This is a genomic window from Cellulomonas fengjieae (assembly GCF_018388465.1).
Classification (GTDB): Bacteria; Actinomycetota; Actinomycetes; order Actinomycetales; family Cellulomonadaceae; genus Cellulomonas; species Cellulomonas fengjieae.
The window spans coordinates 3065963-3082062 of record NZ_CP074404.1 but is presented as its reverse complement, the minus strand read 5'-3'; the positions used below and the strand labels follow the sequence as shown (position 1 = coordinate 3082062).

Annotated in this window: 12 protein-coding genes; 6 read left to right on the top strand and 6 right to left on the bottom strand. The window is 72.7% G+C overall.

What is annotated here, in order from left to right; translation table 11 throughout:
• Positions 1 to 105: 105 nt before the first annotated feature.
• On the bottom strand, positions 106 to 1593 hold the full coding sequence (locus KG102_RS14235; protein ID WP_208212498.1) for a sugar porter family MFS transporter: 1488 nt from the start codon (positions 1591 to 1593) through the stop codon (positions 106 to 108).
• A gap of 151 nt (positions 1594 to 1744) precedes the next feature.
• Here KG102_RS14235 and KG102_RS14230 point away from each other — a divergent pair, with 151 nt between their 5' ends.
• The 3 genes from KG102_RS14230 to KG102_RS14220 all read left to right on the top strand — a co-directional run bounded on the left by KG102_RS14230 (position 1745) and on the right by KG102_RS14220 (position 4285).
• Positions 1745 to 2344, top strand: coding sequence for a hypothetical protein (locus KG102_RS14230; RefSeq protein WP_208212693.1), 600 nt, complete (start codon positions 1745 to 1747; stop codon positions 2342 to 2344).
• A gap of 310 nt (positions 2345 to 2654) precedes the next feature.
• Positions 2655 to 3275 (top strand): DUF47 domain-containing protein, encoded by a 621-nt coding sequence (locus KG102_RS14225; RefSeq protein ID WP_208212496.1) that lies wholly within the window; start codon positions 2655 to 2657, stop codon positions 3273 to 3275.
• A 5-nt stretch (positions 3276 to 3280) separates the two neighbouring features.
• On the top strand, positions 3281 to 4285 hold the full coding sequence (locus KG102_RS14220; RefSeq protein WP_208212493.1) for an inorganic phosphate transporter: 1005 nt from the start codon (positions 3281 to 3283) through the stop codon (positions 4283 to 4285).
• A gap of 38 nt (positions 4286 to 4323) precedes the next feature.
• Here KG102_RS14220 and KG102_RS14215 read toward each other — a convergent pair whose 3' ends face one another.
• Genes KG102_RS14215 through mshD form a run of 3 tightly spaced genes read right to left on the bottom strand, consistent with a single transcriptional unit; the run spans position 4324 to position 8500 of the window.
• The gene (locus KG102_RS14215; RefSeq protein ID WP_208212491.1) at positions 4324 to 5301 is read right to left on the bottom strand and encodes an NUDIX hydrolase; all 978 of its coding nucleotides are present in this window, start codon (positions 5299 to 5301) and stop codon (positions 4324 to 4326) included.
• A complete protein-coding gene (locus KG102_RS14210; RefSeq protein WP_208212489.1) occupies positions 5298 to 7532 on the bottom strand; it encodes an RNA degradosome polyphosphate kinase in 2235 nt (744 codons plus the stop codon). Before KG102_RS14210 ends, KG102_RS14215 begins: the two co-directional genes overlap by 4 nt.
• The gene (gene mshD, locus KG102_RS14205) at positions 7529 to 8500 is read right to left on the bottom strand and encodes a mycothiol synthase (RefSeq protein WP_208288316.1); all 972 of its coding nucleotides are present in this window, start codon (positions 8498 to 8500) and stop codon (positions 7529 to 7531) included. The genes KG102_RS14210 and mshD overlap by 4 nt, the downstream gene beginning before the upstream one ends.
• A 69-nt stretch (positions 8501 to 8569) precedes the next feature.
• On the opposite strand from mshD, the gene KG102_RS14200 reads away from it, so the two are divergent.
• Positions 8570 to 9790, top strand: coding sequence for an NAD(P)-binding domain-containing protein (locus KG102_RS14200; protein WP_208212485.1), 1221 nt, complete (start codon positions 8570 to 8572; stop codon positions 9788 to 9790).
• A gap of 140 nt (positions 9791 to 9930) precedes the next feature.
• On the opposite strand, the gene KG102_RS14195 is transcribed toward KG102_RS14200, so the two are convergent.
• Positions 9931 to 11325 carry a cellulase family glycosylhydrolase gene (locus tag KG102_RS14195; RefSeq protein WP_208288317.1) on the bottom strand — a complete coding sequence of 465 codons (1395 nt, stop codon included), beginning with the start codon at positions 11323 to 11325 and terminating at the stop codon, positions 9931 to 9933.
• 212 nt (positions 11326 to 11537) lie between these two features.
• Here KG102_RS14195 and KG102_RS14190 point away from each other — a divergent pair, with 212 nt between their 5' ends.
• Positions 11538 to 13226, top strand: coding sequence for a bifunctional lysylphosphatidylglycerol flippase/synthetase MprF (locus KG102_RS14190; protein WP_208288318.1), 1689 nt, complete (start codon positions 11538 to 11540; stop codon positions 13224 to 13226).
• Positions 13223 to 14095 carry a hypothetical protein gene (locus tag KG102_RS14185; RefSeq protein ID WP_208288319.1) on the top strand — a complete coding sequence of 291 codons (873 nt, stop codon included), beginning with the start codon at positions 13223 to 13225 and terminating at the stop codon, positions 14093 to 14095. The genes KG102_RS14190 and KG102_RS14185 overlap by 4 nt, the downstream gene beginning before the upstream one ends.
• On the opposite strand, the gene acs is transcribed toward KG102_RS14185, so the two are convergent.
• Positions 14040 to 16040, bottom strand: coding sequence for an acetate--CoA ligase (gene acs, locus KG102_RS14180; RefSeq protein WP_208212477.1), 2001 nt, complete (start codon positions 16038 to 16040; stop codon positions 14040 to 14042). The two genes, KG102_RS14185 and acs, sit on opposite strands and share 56 nt — an antisense overlap.
• Between the last annotated feature and the right edge of the window lie 60 nt (positions 16041 to 16100).

Genomic DNA, 16100 nt, shown 5'->3' with positions numbered 1-16100 from the left:
AAGCATAAAGTCTGTGCTTGCTGCAAGCAACTTACGTCCTGGATTGTTCCCGGGACAGCGACGCGGCCGGGCACGTGGGTGCCCGGCCGCGTACGGAGGGTCGTGTCAGGTGGCGTCGGCGGTGCCGCGTCGGTGGCGGTCCACCTTGACACCCTCCATGTCCTCGAGCTCGACGCCCCGGGTCTCGGGAACCTTCCAGAGCGTGAAGAAGAAGGAGAGTGCGGCGAAGATCGCGTACATCAGGTACGGGATGGACGCGCCGAACGCCTCGAGCATGGGCGGGAACGAGATCGTGATGAGGAAGTTCGCGATCCACTGCGCGGCCGCGGCCACACCGAGGGCCGCCGCGCGGATGCGGTTGGGGAACATCTCACCCAGCAGCACCCAGACCAGCGGACCCCACGTGGCGCCGAAGAACACGACGAACAGGTTGGCCGCGACCAGGGCGATCACGCCCCACGACCCGTCGAGCCGCAGGTCCTCACCTGTGCCAGACGACTGCGTGAACGCGACGGCCATGATGCCGAGCGTGACCGCCATGCCCGCGGAACCGGTGAGCAGCAGCGGCCGGCGCCCGACCTTGTCGATCAGGGCGATCGCGATGAACGTCACCAGCACGTTGGTGACGGACGTGATGGTGGAGACCATGAACGACTGGCTCTCCTCGAACCCGACGGCCTGCCACAGCGTCGTCGAGTAGTAGAAGATCACGTTGATCCCGACGAACTGCTGGAAGACGGACAGCAGGATCCCGATCCACACCACCGGGAGCAGGCCGAACCGCGGACCCTTGAGGCTCGCCTGCGACTCGAGCTTCTTGTCGGTCTCGATCGTCCGCTCGATCTGCACGATGTACGCCTCGACGTCATCCCCCTGGGGGAGCGTCGTGGCCAGGACCTTCTTCGCGGCCTCGCGCTTGCCCGCGGCGATGAGGTAGCGGGGCGACTCCGGGATGCGCAGCGCGAGGATGCCGTACACGGCGGCGGGCACCACGGCGACGATGAACATCCACCGCCAGGCCTCGAGCCCGAGCCACAGCTCCTGGGCCGCACCACCCGCGACCGTCGCCAGGATCTGGTCCGACAGGAGCGCCGCGAAGATACCGAGCGTGATCGCGAGCTGCTGGAGCGACCCCAGCCGCCCACGCATCGCCGCGGGCGCGATCTCCGCGATGTACGCGGGTGCGATGACCGACGCGATGCCGATGCCCACGCCGGCGAGCACCCGCCACAGCGCCAGGTCCCAGGCGCTGAACGCGAGACCCGACAGGATGGAGGAGACGAAGAAGAGGACCGAGCCGAGGAACATCACCCGGGTGCGGCCCCAGCGGTCCGCGAGCTTGCCGCCCAGCCACGCACCGAAGGCGCACCCGAGCAGGGCGACGGCGACGACGAAGCCGGTCAGCGTGGCGCCGATGTCGAAGTTGCCCTGGACGGCGTCGACGGCGCCGTTGATGACCGAGCTGTCGAACCCGAACAGGAAGCCACCGACGGCGGCGGCGACCGCGAGGCCGATCGCCTTGTTCTTGTACGGGCTCGGCGGGGCGGCCGACCCTCCCGTCGCCCCCTGCGGCGACCCTGACGCGTGGGACATGGCCTGCACCTCCGTGGGGCCCCGGGCCGTTCCCGGGGCGGTCATCCCACCTTGGCCCCGACCGGGTGACCGCGCATGTCGGAGACGTCCCTGGCACGATCGTCCGATGGACGCGAGAGGCAGCGAGCCGAGGAGGCCGCGGCGGCCCGCCATGATGGATCCCGCGCAGGCGGACGAGATCCCGGGCGGCTACGACCCGGCGATGCGCAACGAGGCCGCGCACACGACCGCAGCCGCCCTGGTGCACCAGGGGAGGGCGAACACGGACCCGGAGGTCGTGGCCCGACTGGTGTCCCTGGTCGAGCGCGAGGGCCTCGACGTCGTCGCGGCGCTGTGGTCGGAGAGCCCGGCCGACAGCCTCCCCGGGGCGCTGTGGCGGCTGTACGTGCTGCGCGAGTGGGTGCGGCGCGACCCGACGACCGTGGCCGACCGGTACCGGCTCGGCGTCGCCGCCGCCCCCGTGCACGACGTCGTCGCGGGCGTCGCGGACGCACCCGGACCGGCGGACGTCCTGGCGGTGGCCGACGCGGTCCTGTCGGGGGTCTACACGGGGGACCTGGACGTCGCCCTCGAGCGTGCGGCGGCGTTCAGCCGGGTGCTCGCCGTGGGTGCCGCCTTCGACGCGGACCACCTGGACGACGCCGACCCCGGTGGCGCCGTCAAGCTGACCCGGGCGGCGTCGTCGCTCGTGCGCACTGCGGAGGAGCTGGAGCACGCCGCGGCCCTGTGGCGGGCCGGTCGCCTGGAGTGACGTCGCCCACGCCCACCCGGGCCCTGCGCGGTGAACGCGCACGTCGGGGGAACGTGCTCACGCCGCACGATGGTGGTGGCTGCGTCCGTGCGTGCGGGCGGCGTACGATGAGCGGCGACGTCGGGCCGCGGTAGCCCCGGGCTCCATCTCAAGCCGCTTCGAGCGGCCCCGCGCCGAGAGGCGCTCCGCGGTCCGGCGTCGTTCACCGGGGTGGCACCATGGTGGCGTCGGCGCGACTCCACGCGTTAGGCATTCGACCGACGGTGTCCTAGCCTGATCCCGCCCTTCCCCCCCTTCTCCGGAGCCCGCTGTGCGCCTGCGCCTCACCCCGCGCGACACCACGTTCTTCGACCTCTTCGCCGCTCAGGCGATCCATCTCGTCACCGGCGCGAACCTGCTCGGCGAGATGCTCGGGGCCGACCGCTCCACCCGCAAGGAGATCGGCAAGCGGATCGCCGACGCCGAGCACGCCGCCGACGACGCGACGCACTCGATCATGCGGCGCCTCAACCAGACGTTCGTCACCCCGTTCGACCGGGACGACATCTACACGCTGGCCTCGGGCCTGGACGACTGCATGGACTTCATGGAGGAGGCCGCGGACCTCATCGTCCTGTACAAGGTCGACGCGCTCCCGCCGCGGGTGTCGGACCAGGTCCAGGTGCTGCAGCGCGCCGCCGAGCTGACCGCCGAGGCCATGCCGCGGCTGCGCTCCATGGACTCGCTGTCCGAGTACTGGGTCGAGATCAACCGCCTGGAGAACCAGGCCGACAAGATCCACCGCAAGCTCTTGGCGCAGCTGTTCGACGAGGTCACCGACCCGATCCAGCTGATGAAGGTCAAGGAGATCGTCGAGAAGCTCGAGGATGCCGCTGACGCCTTCGAGAAGGTGGCGAACACCGTCGAGACCATCGCGCTCAAGGAGTCCTGAGCGCGGTGGAACTCGCGCTCGTCATCATCGTCGTCGCCTTCGCGCTCGGGTTCGACTACACCAACGGTTTCCACGACGCGGCCAACGCGATCGCGACCTCGGTCTCGACCCGCGCGCTGACGCCCCGTGCCGCGCTCATCATGGCGGCGGTCTTCAACCTGGTCGGCGCCCTGCTGGGCACCCAGGTGGCGACCACCATCGCCGAGGACATCGTCAGCATCGGGTCGGTGGGCTCCCAGGAGGCCCTGGTCATCGTGCTCTCCGGGTTGATCGGGGCAATCACGTGGAACCTGATCACCTGGTGGCTCGGCCTGCCCTCGTCCTCGACGCACGCACTCATCGGCGGCCTGACCGGTGTCGGCATCGCCTCCGGCGTCACCGTGCACTGGGACGCGATCCTGGACAAGGTCGTCATCCCGATGATCCTGTCGCCCCTCGTCGGGTTCTCGCTCGCGTTCGCCCTGATGGTCGGCGTGCTCTGGCTGGTCCGTAACAGCGCCCCCGCGCGGACCATGCGGCGCTTCCGCCTCGCGCAGACCGCCTCCGCGGCCGCGATGGCGCTCGGCCACGGCCTGCAGGACGCGCAGAAGACGATGGGCGTCATCATGCTCGCCCTCGTCGCGGGCGGCTTCTACACGCAGGGCGACGGCATCCCGCTGTGGGTCAAGCTCGCCGCGGCCGGCGCGATCTCGGCCGGCACGTACGCGGGCGGCTGGCGCATCATGCGCACGCTCGGGCGCAAGATCATCGAGCTCGACCCGGCCCGCGGCTTCGTCGCCGAGTCGGTCGCCGCGTCGGTGCTCTACGCCAGCGCGTACCTGCTGCACGCGCCCATCTCGACCACGCACACCATCACGTCCGCGATCATGGGCGTGGGCGCCACCAAGCGCCTGTCCGCGGTGCGCTGGGGCGTCGCCGGGAACATCGGTGTGGCGTGGGTGCTGACGATCCCGATGGCCGCCCTGGTGGCGGCCTGCGTCTACTGGATCCTCAACCCGATCCTCGCCTAGGTGCAGGTCCGCGCGACGGCCAGCCCTCTGCGCGACCGTCAGCTCTCTGCGGGGCGGTGCGTCTCGACGGCCACCACGCGCGGGCCCTTCGCCGTCTGAGCGACGTGCGCCACCAGCACCTGGGCAGGGTGCAGGAACGGGTCCGTCGACGGCAGTGCGTCCGCGATCGGGCGCCGCGCGTGCTGGGCGAGCACGTCGACCACGGTGGGCAGCACCGGCCGGTGGGTGCACAGCACCGCGTCGCCCGTCTGCTCGAGCAGCGTCAGCACCTCGGCGGCCACCCGCGCGGGTGACGAGGAGTGCTCCGCCTCGGTCAGCACCGGCAGGACCTCGGGCGTGATCTGGGCGGCGTTCGCGTACGGCGCCACCGTGCTCACGCAGCGCGCCCAGGCGCTCGTGACCACGCGGGCGACGCCGAACGTGGACAGCACCGACACGAGCGCCCGGGCCTGCCGCTCGCCCTGCGCCGTCAGGGGGCGGTCCAGCTCGCTGCCCTTCCAGTCCGCGCGGCGGCGCGCGGTGCCGTGCCGGGCGACCAGGAGCGCCCGCGTGTCCAGCCGGCCCTTCTCGTAGGCCTCGACCAGCTCGGCCAGGGGCCCGCGGTCGTCGTCGCGGGTCAGCCGCTTGGCGGCCGTCCCGACGTCGAACCACCGGAGCCGGTCGATCTCCTTCGTCGACGCCGGGGGGACGGGCGGACGAGCGCGCAGCGCGGCCGCGTCGGGGCGGCCGGCCACCTGGGCGGCCCAGTAGTGCACACGTTTGCGCCGGCCGTCGGACAACGCGTACTCCAGCCCGGGCAGGGGTATGCCGAGCACCACGTCGTGACCGGTCTCCTCGGCCACCTCGCGCGTGGCCGCGGCGAGGATCGTCTCGCCCGGGTCGACCTTGCCCTTGGGCCAGGACCAGTCGTCGTAGCGGGGTCGGTGCACGAGCACGACCTGCAGCCGGTCGAGCCGGACGCGCCACACGAGGGCCCCGGCCGCCTCCACGACGACCGGTTCGTGGGCAGGGGTCACCGGGGGCCCGGCCGGCGACGCTGCCGGGCGATCAGCGTGGCCTGGAGGTCGACGAGGGGGCCGTCGGGGCCGACGTGATGCCGGTGCCACAGCCCGTCCTGGTCGAGGTGCCACGACGCCGTGCCGTCGTCCGTCGACTCGTCGAGCAGCTCGATGAGCTCCTTGACCTGGTCGGGGTCGGCGATCCGGACCAGCGCCTCGACGCGTCGGTCGAGGTTGCGGTGCATGAGGTCCGCGGAGCCGATGTAGACCTCGGGGCCCTCGAAGCCGGCGTCGCTCGGCGGCGTCGAGTTGGCGAAGGCGAAGATGCGTGAGTGCTCGAGGAACCTGCCGAGGATGGAGCGCACCCGGATGGTCTCGGACAGGCCCGGCACCCCGGGCCGCAGCGCGCAGATGCCCCGCACCACCATGTCGATCGGGACGCCGGCCCGCGACGCGCGGTAGAGCGCGTCGATGGTGGCCTCGTCGACCATCGAGTTGACCTTGATCTTGATCCACGCCGGCTGGCCGGTGCGGGCGGCGTCCGCCTCGCGGTCGATGCGCTCGATGAGCCCTGTGCGCACCGAGCGGGGGGCGACGAGCAGCCGGTGGAAGCGCGACTTGGGGGCGTACCCCGACAGCTGGTTGAACAGGCGCGTGAGGTCCTGCCCCACCTCGGGGTCGCTGGTGAGCAGCCCGTGGTCGGTGTACAGCCGGGCGGTCTTGGGGTTGTAGTTGCCCGTGCCGATGTGGCAGTAGCGGCGCAGCCCGTCGGACTCCTGGCGGACCACCAGCGACAGCTTGCAGTGCGTCTTGAGGCCGACGATGCCGTAGACGACGTGCACACCGGCCTGCTCGAGCTTGCGTGCCCAGGAGATGTTGTTCTGCTCGTCGAACCGCGCCTTGATCTCGACGAGGGCCAGCACCTGCTTGCCCGCCTCGGCGGCGTCGATCAGCGCGTCGACGATGGGCGAGTCGCCGGACGTGCGGTACAGCGTCTGCTTGATGGCCAGCACCTGAGGGTCGGCCGCCGCCTGCTGCAGGAACGTCTGCACCGAGGTCGAGAACGAGTCGTACGGGTGGTGCAGCAGGATGTCCCGCTCGCGGATCTTGGCGAACATGTCGGCCGGCGTCGCGCTCTCCACCTCCGCCAGCTGGCGGGGCGTCGAGGCGATGAACCGCGGGAACTGCAGGGACGGCCGGTCCAGGTCCGCGATGAGGTTGAGCCCGGTCGCGTCCAGCGGCGCCGGCAGCTGGTAGACCTCGTCCTCTGCGACGTCGAGCTCGCGGATGAGCAGGCTGCGGATCCGCGGGCTGATGCCGTCCGCGATCTCCAGGCGGACCGGCGGACCGAAACGACGGCGCAGCAGCTCCTTCTCCATCGCCTTGAGGAGGTTCTCGGCGTCGTCCTCCTCGACCTCCACGTCCTCGTTGCGGGTCACCCGGAACGTGTGGTGCTCCTGGACGACCATGCCGGGGAAGAGCTGCTCCAGGTGCTCGGAGATCACGTCCTCGACCGGCACGAAGGACATGGGCCCCTTGTCGGGCGACGCGGCCTGCATGTCGGGAGCGCTCGGGCGGCCCGACGCGTCCACGGCGATGAACCGGGGCAGCAGCGGTGGCACCTTGACGCGGGCGAAGTGCTCCTTGCCGGTGGTGGGGTTGGTGACCACGACCGCCAGGTTGAGCGAGAGCCCGGAGATGTACGGGAAGGGGTGCGCCGGATCCACGGCGAGCGGCGTGAGCACCGGGAAGATCTGCCGGCGGAAGAACTTGCGCAGCCGGTCCTGCTCGCTCTCGCCCAGCTCGTCCCAGCGGACGAGCGTGATGCCCTCGTGGGCGAGCGCGGGCTGCACCTGCTCGGCGAAGACCGTGGCGTGGCGGGCCATGAGCCGGTGCGCCTCGTCGCTGATGGCCTCGAGGACCTGCCGCGGCGACCGGCCGGAGGCGGCCGTGACGGCGATCCCGGTGGCGATGCGTCGCTTGAGCCCGGCCACCCGCACCATGAAGAACTCGTCGAGGTTCGACGCGAAGATGGCCAGGAACCGGACCCGCTCCAGCAGGGGCATGTCGGTGTCCTCGGCCAGCTCCAGCACGCGCTGGTTGAACGCGAGCCAGGAGAGCTCGCGGTCGAGGAAACGGTCGGCCGGCAGCGGCACCGTGACCTCGACGGGCGCGACGAGGTCGCTCTGGGCGATGTGCTCCGCGATGTGCGCTGCCAGGGACGGGTCGAGGGCGGTGGCGTCCGTCATGCTCCCATCGTGACACCCGCAGCGGAGCTCGGGGTATTCGAACCGAACATGACGTCGACGGCGGAGCGCACGAAGCCGGCGCTCTCGTAGGTGTGCACCGCGACCGTGTTGTCCGCGTCGGTGTAGAGGATGGCCGCGCTCAGCCCTCGCGCGGCCAGGTGGTCGAGGCCGAGCGCGGTCAGCGCGCGCCCCAGACCGAGGCCCTGGGCGTCGGGATCGACGCCCACGACGTAGATCTCGCCGACCGGCTCGGGACCGTGCTCGCCCGCGGGGTGCACCTTGGTCCACACCGAACCGAGCAGGATCCCGTCCCGCTCGGCCAGCAGGAAGCCCGCCGGGTCGAACCACGGCTCCGACTCCCGCGCGCGCAGGTCCGCCGACGTCATCCGGCCCTGCTCGGGGTGGTGGGCGAACGCGCGCGAGTTCACCCGGCGCCACGCGTCCTCGTCGCGGCCCGGCTCGAACTGCCGCACCTGCACCCCCGCGGGCAGGGTCGGCGCAGTCGTCGGTCGGGCCGCCAGGTCCAGCCGCATCTGCAGCAGCTCGCGCACCACGGGCATGCCCCTGTCCTGCGCGAACCGCCGTGCCGCCGGCAGGTCACCGTGCGCCCAGACCCGCAGCGCGCGCCCGGGGACGGTCGCCGTCTCCGTGAAGGCCCCGGCCAGCAGGGCCCGGCCGACCCCCAGCCGGCGGTGGCCGGGGTCGACCACCAGCTCCGCCCTCGTGGCCGCCTGCGAGCCGACGTCCAGCTGGGCGTACCCCACCAGGGCGTCGTCGCGGATCGCTGACAGGTGCACGACGGGCGCCTCGGGCTCGCTCAACCACAGCAGCGGCTGCTCCGACAGCGGTGCGACACCGTCCGCCGCCGCGGCCCGGTCCGCCAGCGCGCGGACCGCAGCGGCGTCGGCGGCATCGAGGGGACCGCGGGTGGTGCGGATGGTGACCTGCGCGGACGCGTCGTCGAGCATGGGCCCATCCCACCACGACGCAGCCCGGTTCGACGTTCCCCGGCGGTCGCCGGGGTACCTTGTCGGGCGATGGACGACTCCCGAACCGCCCCGACGCTCGACGACCAGCCGCCGGACACCCGCCGGTCGAGGCGCGCGACGCCGTCCGCCGGGGGAGCGGCGCCGGTGGACGTCACCGTCGCAGTGATCGGTGCCGGTCAGGCGGGCCTCGCGGCGGCCTACCACCTGCGCCGTGCGGGGCTCGTGGCGGTGGGCGAGCGCGGCTGGCAGGACGCACCGGCGACCTTCGTCGTGCTGGACGATGCGCCTCAGGCCGGCGGCGCGTGGCAGCACCGGTGGCCCGCGCTCACCATGGCGGACGCGCACGGCGTGCACGACCTGCCCGGCATGCCGCTCGTGGCGGCCGACCCCGCGGAGCCGGCCGCCCGCGCGGTGCCGTACTACTTCGCGCAGTACGAGGAGGCCTTCGAGCTGCACGTGCAGCGGCCCGTCCGCGTCGAGCGCGTGGAGTCGTCGCAGGACCGGCTCCTGGTCCGGTCGCGGAGCGTCGAGCGGCCCGACGAGGTGCTCGACTGGCGGGCGCGTGGGCTGATCAACGCGTCCGGCACCTGGCAGAAGCCGTTCTGGCCCGCCTACCCGGGGCGCGGCGGGTTCCGGGGCCGGCAGCTGCACTCGCACGACTTCCGGACGCCGGAGGAGCTCGCCGACGGCCACGTCGTGGTCATCGGCGGCGGCACCTCGGCGGTGCAGCTGGCCCTCCTGCTGGCGCGCGTCACGACGACCACGTGGGTCACCCGCCGCCCCCCGCAGTGGCGCGACGAGGAGTTCACACCCGAGGTGGGCAGGGACGCCGTCGCCCAGGTGGACCAGCGCACGCGCGCCGGGCTGCCGCCGCAGAGCATCGTGAGCGTGACCGGCCTGCCGCTGACGCCCGCGTACCGGGCCGGGATCGACGCCGGCGTGCTGCGAGCGCGCCCGATGTTCGACCGGATCACGGCCGACGGCGTCGAGTGGGACTCGCCCGACGACCCCGGCGACGGCTGGGTCGGGGGACCCGCGCAGGTCGGGGCGCGCACCCTGCTGTGGTGCACCGGCTTCCGGGCCTCGCTCGACCATCTGGCGCCGCTCGGCCTGCGCGCCCCCGGCGGCGGGATCGTGATGGACGGCACCCGGGTCGTGGCGGACCCGCGGATCCAGCTGGTCGGCTACGGGCCGAGCGCGTCCACGGTCGGGGCGAACCGCGCCGGCCGCGAGGCGGTCCGCAACCTGCGCGCCCTCGGGGCCTTCTGAGAGAGCGGCTCGTCCGGCTTCGCTGTGCCACTTGGTGCACGGGCGGGTGGACACCGCCCGCAGCCGCGCGGTCCGTGCCCGCGAGGCGGTTCCCGCCGGGGCGGCGCAGCCCGCGCTGAGAGCTGCGCCGCCCCGGGCGGTCAGCCGACCGTGCAGCTCACCGACGAGGTCGGCGGCGCGCCGGCGCCCACCCAGCCGTAGGTGGTGCTGGCGCCGGCCCCGAGCAGCCCGTTCCAGGCGGCGTTGGACACCGTGAGCGCGGTGCCGGACTGCGTGTAGGTGCCGGACCAGCCGCTCTGCACGGTGCCACCCGCGGGCAGGGTCAGCGCGGTCTTCCAGCCGCTGATCATGGTGGCGCCGGCCCGCACGGTGACGGACGCCTGGTACCCACCGGGCCAGGTGTTGCTCACCTGCAGGGACGCGGTGCACCCGCCGGTGGGCGGCGGCGTGGTCGGCGCGGGGGTCGTGGGCGCGGGCGTGGTCGGCACCGGGGTGGTCGGCGCCGGCGTCGTCGGCTGGACACCGCCGTAGATCTTCGCCGTGACCGCCGTGGCCCTGATCCCGTTCGGGCCGTTGAAGATCCGGGTGCCCCAGGGCGACAGCTGCGCCGGGTTGAAGCCGGTGACCATGTCGAGGTACTCGACGCCGCCACCGTTGCCGGACCAGGACCAGCCGTAGTAGCCGATGCCGCGCTCGACGGCCTCGGCCATGATCGTGTCCTCGTCGGGGTCGCCGTCGGAGTGCATGTTGCCGAACTCGCCGATGACGAGCGGCAGGCCCTTCGAGGCGAAGGCGTCGAGGTAGGCGTTGATCGTCGAGGCGTTGTTGTAGACGCCGTACATGTGCACCGAGAACAGGATGTTCTTGTCCGGGTCGGAGGCGGCGACGGTGGCGGCGTTGTCGCGCATGATGCCGGCCCAGTCCTGACCCCAGGACGGCGCGTCGATCACGATGTTGTGGTGCAGACCGGCCGCGCGGAGCTTGGCGATCGCGGCAGAGCTGGCGGAGGCCCAGGTGGCGTTCGTCGTCGCGTTGTTGCCGAACGGCTCGTTGCCGATGTTGATCTGGACGTAGTCCTCCTGGCCCTTGAGCACCGACGCGATGCTCACCCAGTAGTTGGCGGCCGTGTCGAGCGTGACGGCCCCGCTCTGCTCCCCGTAGCCCGTGGTGTCGTGGTTCTCGAGCATGCAGATGAGCTTGTTCGCCTTGCACAGGGCGATGACGGAGGCGACGTCCGCGGCGTCGTTCTTGGTCCACCGGTCACCGCCCGACAGCACGACGCGCAGGGCGTTGGCACCGGCCGCGCGGATCGCGGGGATGGCGGTCGCGGTCTGCGACGTGTACCAGGTGTGCGCGTGGCTGACACCGCGGGCGACGAACGGGGTGCCGTCCTTCTCGACCAGCTGCGTGCCGGACACGTGCAGACCGGGGGGCGTGGCGGCCTGAGCGGCCGTGGAGATCAGCGACGTCGCACCGAGCGCGACGACGGCGGCGGCCAGGACGGCGCCGGACAGCAGGGACCTGCGAGACCTCATGGGACTTCCTCGTTCCGTGGGCATGGAGAAGACCGCGCAGGGCGCGGGCGACGTGTGTGGAGTGCACCCACCCGCCGTTCCGCCGGCCGGTCGACGGGCGGGTGCGTGGTCACACAACCAGGTCGGGTACGCGCTCTCCACGCGCCGAAACGCTTCACACCGCCCCCGCCCCCTGCCGTGCCCGGGCGGGGCCGATCCAGCACACTGGCTGGATGACGGCCAGCCGCGTCCGGTCGCCGCGGGCCGCCCGGACGCCCGTGGAGGAGCAACGTCGGCGTGCGCGCGTCCGGGGGCTCGCCTCCCGGGTCGTCCTCGTCCTGGCGGTCGTCGGTCTGCTCTCGGCGCTGGTCGACCCGCTCCGGCAGCGGATCGGGCTCGTCACGGGTGTGGTCCCCGAGCTCGTCGCGCACGCCTCCCGGCCGACGCTCGTGCTCACGTCCCTGGTCCTGCTGCTGACCGCCCGTGGGCTCCGGCGCGGCCAGCGGCTCGCCTGGGTCGCCACGATCGTCGCCCTGGCGGCGGCGCTGGTGACCCACCTGGCCAAGGGGCTCGACCTCGTCGCAGCGCTCGCCGTGGCGGCGGCGCTCGTCTGGCTCGCGGCGCAGTCGTCGGCGTTCCCGGTGATCCCGACGCGGGTCGCGGTGCGGCGGGCGGTCGTCGCCGTGGTCGCGGCCACCGTGTTCTTCGTCGTCCTCGCCGTCGGCGTGGGTCTCTGGGTGCTGGTGACCACGCCCTCCGACGAGCAGGTCGACCGGCTCGGACGCCTGCTCGCCCCCCTGACCTACGCGCTCGCGGTGGTGTCGGTCGTCGCCCTGCTCTGGTCGTTGTTCTCGCCCCATCGGCCGGTGCGCCTCGGTCCCGCCGACCACCGTGACGAGCGCGAGCGGGCGCGGCAGGTGGTCCGGCGGCACGGCGACGGCACGCTCGACTACTTCGCGCTGCGCGACGACAAGGACTGGTTCTTCTGCGGCTCGTCGGTCGTGGCGCACTCCGTGCGCGGCGGCGTCTGCCTGGTCTCGCCCGACCCGGTCGGCCCGGTCGAGGAACGGGCGCAGACGTGGGCCGAGTTCCTGGACCACGCCGACGACTTCGGCTGGTCGGTCGCCGTGGTCGGCGCCGCCGCCGACTGGGTGCCGCACTACGAGTCGAGCGGCCTGCGCAGCCTCTACCTCGGTGACGAGGCGATCGTCGACTGCCCGTCGTTCACCCTTGCCGGCCACTCGCACAAGGCGCTCCGGCAGGCGGTCAACCGGGTGGAGCGCACCGGGTACGTGACCACGTTCCACGACCCGACCCGGCTCGAGCCGGAGCTGCGGGCCGCCATCACAGCGATGAGCGACGAGTCGCGCCGCGGACCGGCCGAGCGTGGGTTCTCGATGACCCTGTCCCGGCTGTTCGACCCCGCGGACACCGGCCTGCTGCTGTCGGTCACCCGCGACGGTGACGGCCGGGTCGACGCGTTCTGCCAGTGGGTGCCCGCGGCGGCGATCGAGGGCTGGTCGCTGGACGTCATGCGCCGCCGGACCGATATCGAGGGCCTGCCCAACGGCCTCATCGACGCGACGATCGTGGCGACCATCCGGCACCTGGCCGAGCGCGGCGAGCGAGGGCTGGGGCTCAACTTCGCCGTGCTGCGCGAGGTGCTCGAGGGCGAGTCGGAGCACGTGTCGCGGCTGGAGCAGCTGAGCCGACCCCTCGTGCAACGGCTGTCGCAAGACCTGCAGATGGAGTCGCTGAGCACCTTCAACGGGAAGTTCGACCCGGGCTGGGTGCCGCGGTACGTGGTGGTCGACTCGGCCGAGTTCGTCGCGACGCAGGCGCTCGTCATGGCCGGCGCGGAGGGCGTGACGGAGTTCCCGGTCATCGGCCGGTTCCTCGGCGCGCTCGGGGCACCCACATGATCCTCGCCCTCTGCGCGGCGGCCGTCTCCTCGGTGGCGTACGGCGTGAGCACGATCATGCAGGCCGTGGCCGCGCGCCGGGCGGCCGGTCTGGCGGTCGTCCGGCAGCCGCTGGTGGTCGCGGCGCTCGTGATCGACGGGCTGGCGTGGCTGCTCTCCCTGGTGGCCCTGCACCGGCTGCCGCTGTTCGTCGTGCAGGCGCTGATCGCCTCGTCACTCGTCGTGGTGGTGGTCCTCGCCCGGTTCGTGCTGGGCACGCGGATCCGACCCGTCGACGCGGTCGCCGTGGCGGTGGTGGTCGGCTCGCTCGTCGTCCTGGCGCTCGCCGGCGGTGACCAGCCGGCCGTGGCGGCGCCCGCCGGGTTCACGCCGGCGATGCTGGTCGCCGCGGGCGTGCTCGTGGTCGCCCTCGCGGCGGCCTACCGGCGCGGGCACCCCCTCCTGCTCGCGGCGATCGCGGGGCTCGGCTACTCGGGGGCCGCCGTGGCCGCCCGCGCCGCGCACGGGGCCGGGGGCCTGCTCGACGTCGTCCTGCAGCCGCTGGCCCTGGTCATCGTGGTGTCCGGCGCGGTCGGCGCGGTCGCGTACCTGCGGGCGCTCGAACGGGGCCCGGTGGGCTCGGCGGCCGCCGCGGAGTCGGTGATCGAGGTCGTCGTGCCCGCGATCGTCGGCATCGCCGTCCTGGGTGACACCGTGCGGCACGGGTGGGTGCTGGCCGCCGTGGTGGGCACGCTGCTCGCGCTGGCGGGCTGCGTCGTGCTGGCGCAGAGCCCGGCGAACGCCGCCGCCGAGGCGACGGCGCCCGCCGACGAGCTCAGTCCTCCTGCTTCGCCCCCGGCGCCGACAGACCCTGGGCGATCAGGTCCATGACCGACGAGTCGGCGAGCGTCGTCGCGTCGCCGACCGTCCGGTTCTCCGCGACGTCCCGCAGCAGGCGGCGCATGATCTTGCCCGAGCGCGTCTTGGGCAGCTCCGCGACCACGAGGATCTGCCGCGGCTTGGCGATCGCGCCGATCTCCTTGGCCACGTGGTTGCGCAGCTCGGTCTGCACGGCGTCGGCCTCCTGGTCGCCGCCGCCCGCGTCGCCGCGCAGGATGACGAAGGCGACCACGGCCTGACCGGTCGTGTCGTCGGCGGCGCCGACCACCGCGGCCTCCGCAACCCACGGGTGGGACACGAGAGCGGACTCGATCTCCGTGGTCGACAGCCGGTGGCCGGACACGTTCATCACGTCGTCCACGCGCCCGAGCAGCCAGATGTCGCCGTCGGCGTCCTTCTTCGCCCCGTCGCCCGCGAAGTACAGGCCCTTGAACCGGGACCAGTACGTGTCGACGTACCGGTCGGGGTCGCCCCAGATGCCGCGCAGCATCGACGGCCACGGCTCGGTCAGCACGAGGTAGCCGCCGCCGCCGTCGGGGACGGGGTTCGCCTCGTCGTCCACGACGTCCGCCGCGATGCCGGGCAGCGGCACCTGCGCGGAGCCCGGCTTGGTCTCCGTGACGCCGGGCAGCGGGCTGATCATGATGGCGCCGGTCTCCGTCTGCCACCAGGTGTCGACGACGGGGGTGCGGTCGCCGCCGATCACGCGGCGGTACCACATCCACGCCTCCGGGTTGATGGGCTCACCCACCGACCCGAGCACCCGCAGGCTGGACAGGTCGAACTTGGCGGGGATCTCCGACCCCCACTTCATGCAGGTCCGGATGGCCGTGGGAGCCGTGTAGAGGATCGTGACCTTGTACTTCTCGACGATCTCCCACCAGCGGCCGCGGTGCGGCGTGTCCGGGGTGCCCTCGTAGATCACCTGCGTGGCGCCGTTGATGAGCGGTCCGTACACGACGTAGGTGTGACCGGTGATCCAGCCGACGTCGGCGGTGCACCAGTAGACGTCGGTCTCGGGCTTGAGGTCGAACACGTTGCGGTGCGTGAACGCGGCCTGGGCGAGGTAGCCGCCCGTGGTGTGGAAGATGCCCTTCGGCTTCCCGGTGGTGCCCGACGTGTAGAGGATGAACAGCGGGTGCTCGGCCTCGAACGCGACGGGGGTGTGCTGGTCGCTCGCCTGGTCGACCACGTCCGACCACCAGACGTCCACGTCGTCGTTCCAGGCGACGTCCTGACCGGTCCGCTTGACCACGAGGACGTGCTCGACCGAGGGCGTGCCCTTGGTCAGGGCGTCGTCGACCGCGGGCTTGAGCGCGCTGGCCGCTCCCCGGCGGTACCCGCCGTCCGCGGTCACGACCAGCTTGGCCTGCGCGTCGTTGATCCGGGTGCTCAGTGCCTCGGCCGAGAACCCGCCGAACACGACCGAGTGCGGGGCGCCGAGGCGCGCGCACGCCAGCATGGTCACGACCGCCTCGGGGATCAGCGGCAGGTAGATGGCCACCCGGTCGCCCGCGCCGACGCCCAGGGCGGTGAAGGCGTTCGCGGCCTTGGACACCTCGCGCTGCAGGTCGGCGTACGTCAACGCCCGGCTGTCACCGCCCTCGCCCTCGAAGTGCAGCGCGACCCGGTCGCCGTGCCCGGCCTCGACGTGGCGGTCGACCGCGTTGTACGCCGCGTTCAGGGTCCCGTCGGCGAACCAGCGTGCGAAGGGCGCCTTCGACCAGTCGAGGACCTCCTCGAACGGCGTCTCCCAGCTGAGCAGCTCACGTGCCTGCTCGGCCCAGAAGCTGACCCGGTCCGCGTTGGCCCAGGCGTACAGGCCCTGCTGGGCATTGGCCTGGGCGGCGAACTCGGGGCTCGGCGGGAAGCGTCGGTCCTCGGTGAGCAGGTTCTCGAGGCCGGGCTCGTGGGTCTCTGGCGTGGTGTCGGTCACGGGGACCACCTCCTGTGCAGCGACGTCGATGCAGGGGGACCAGCGGTCCGGACCGCACTC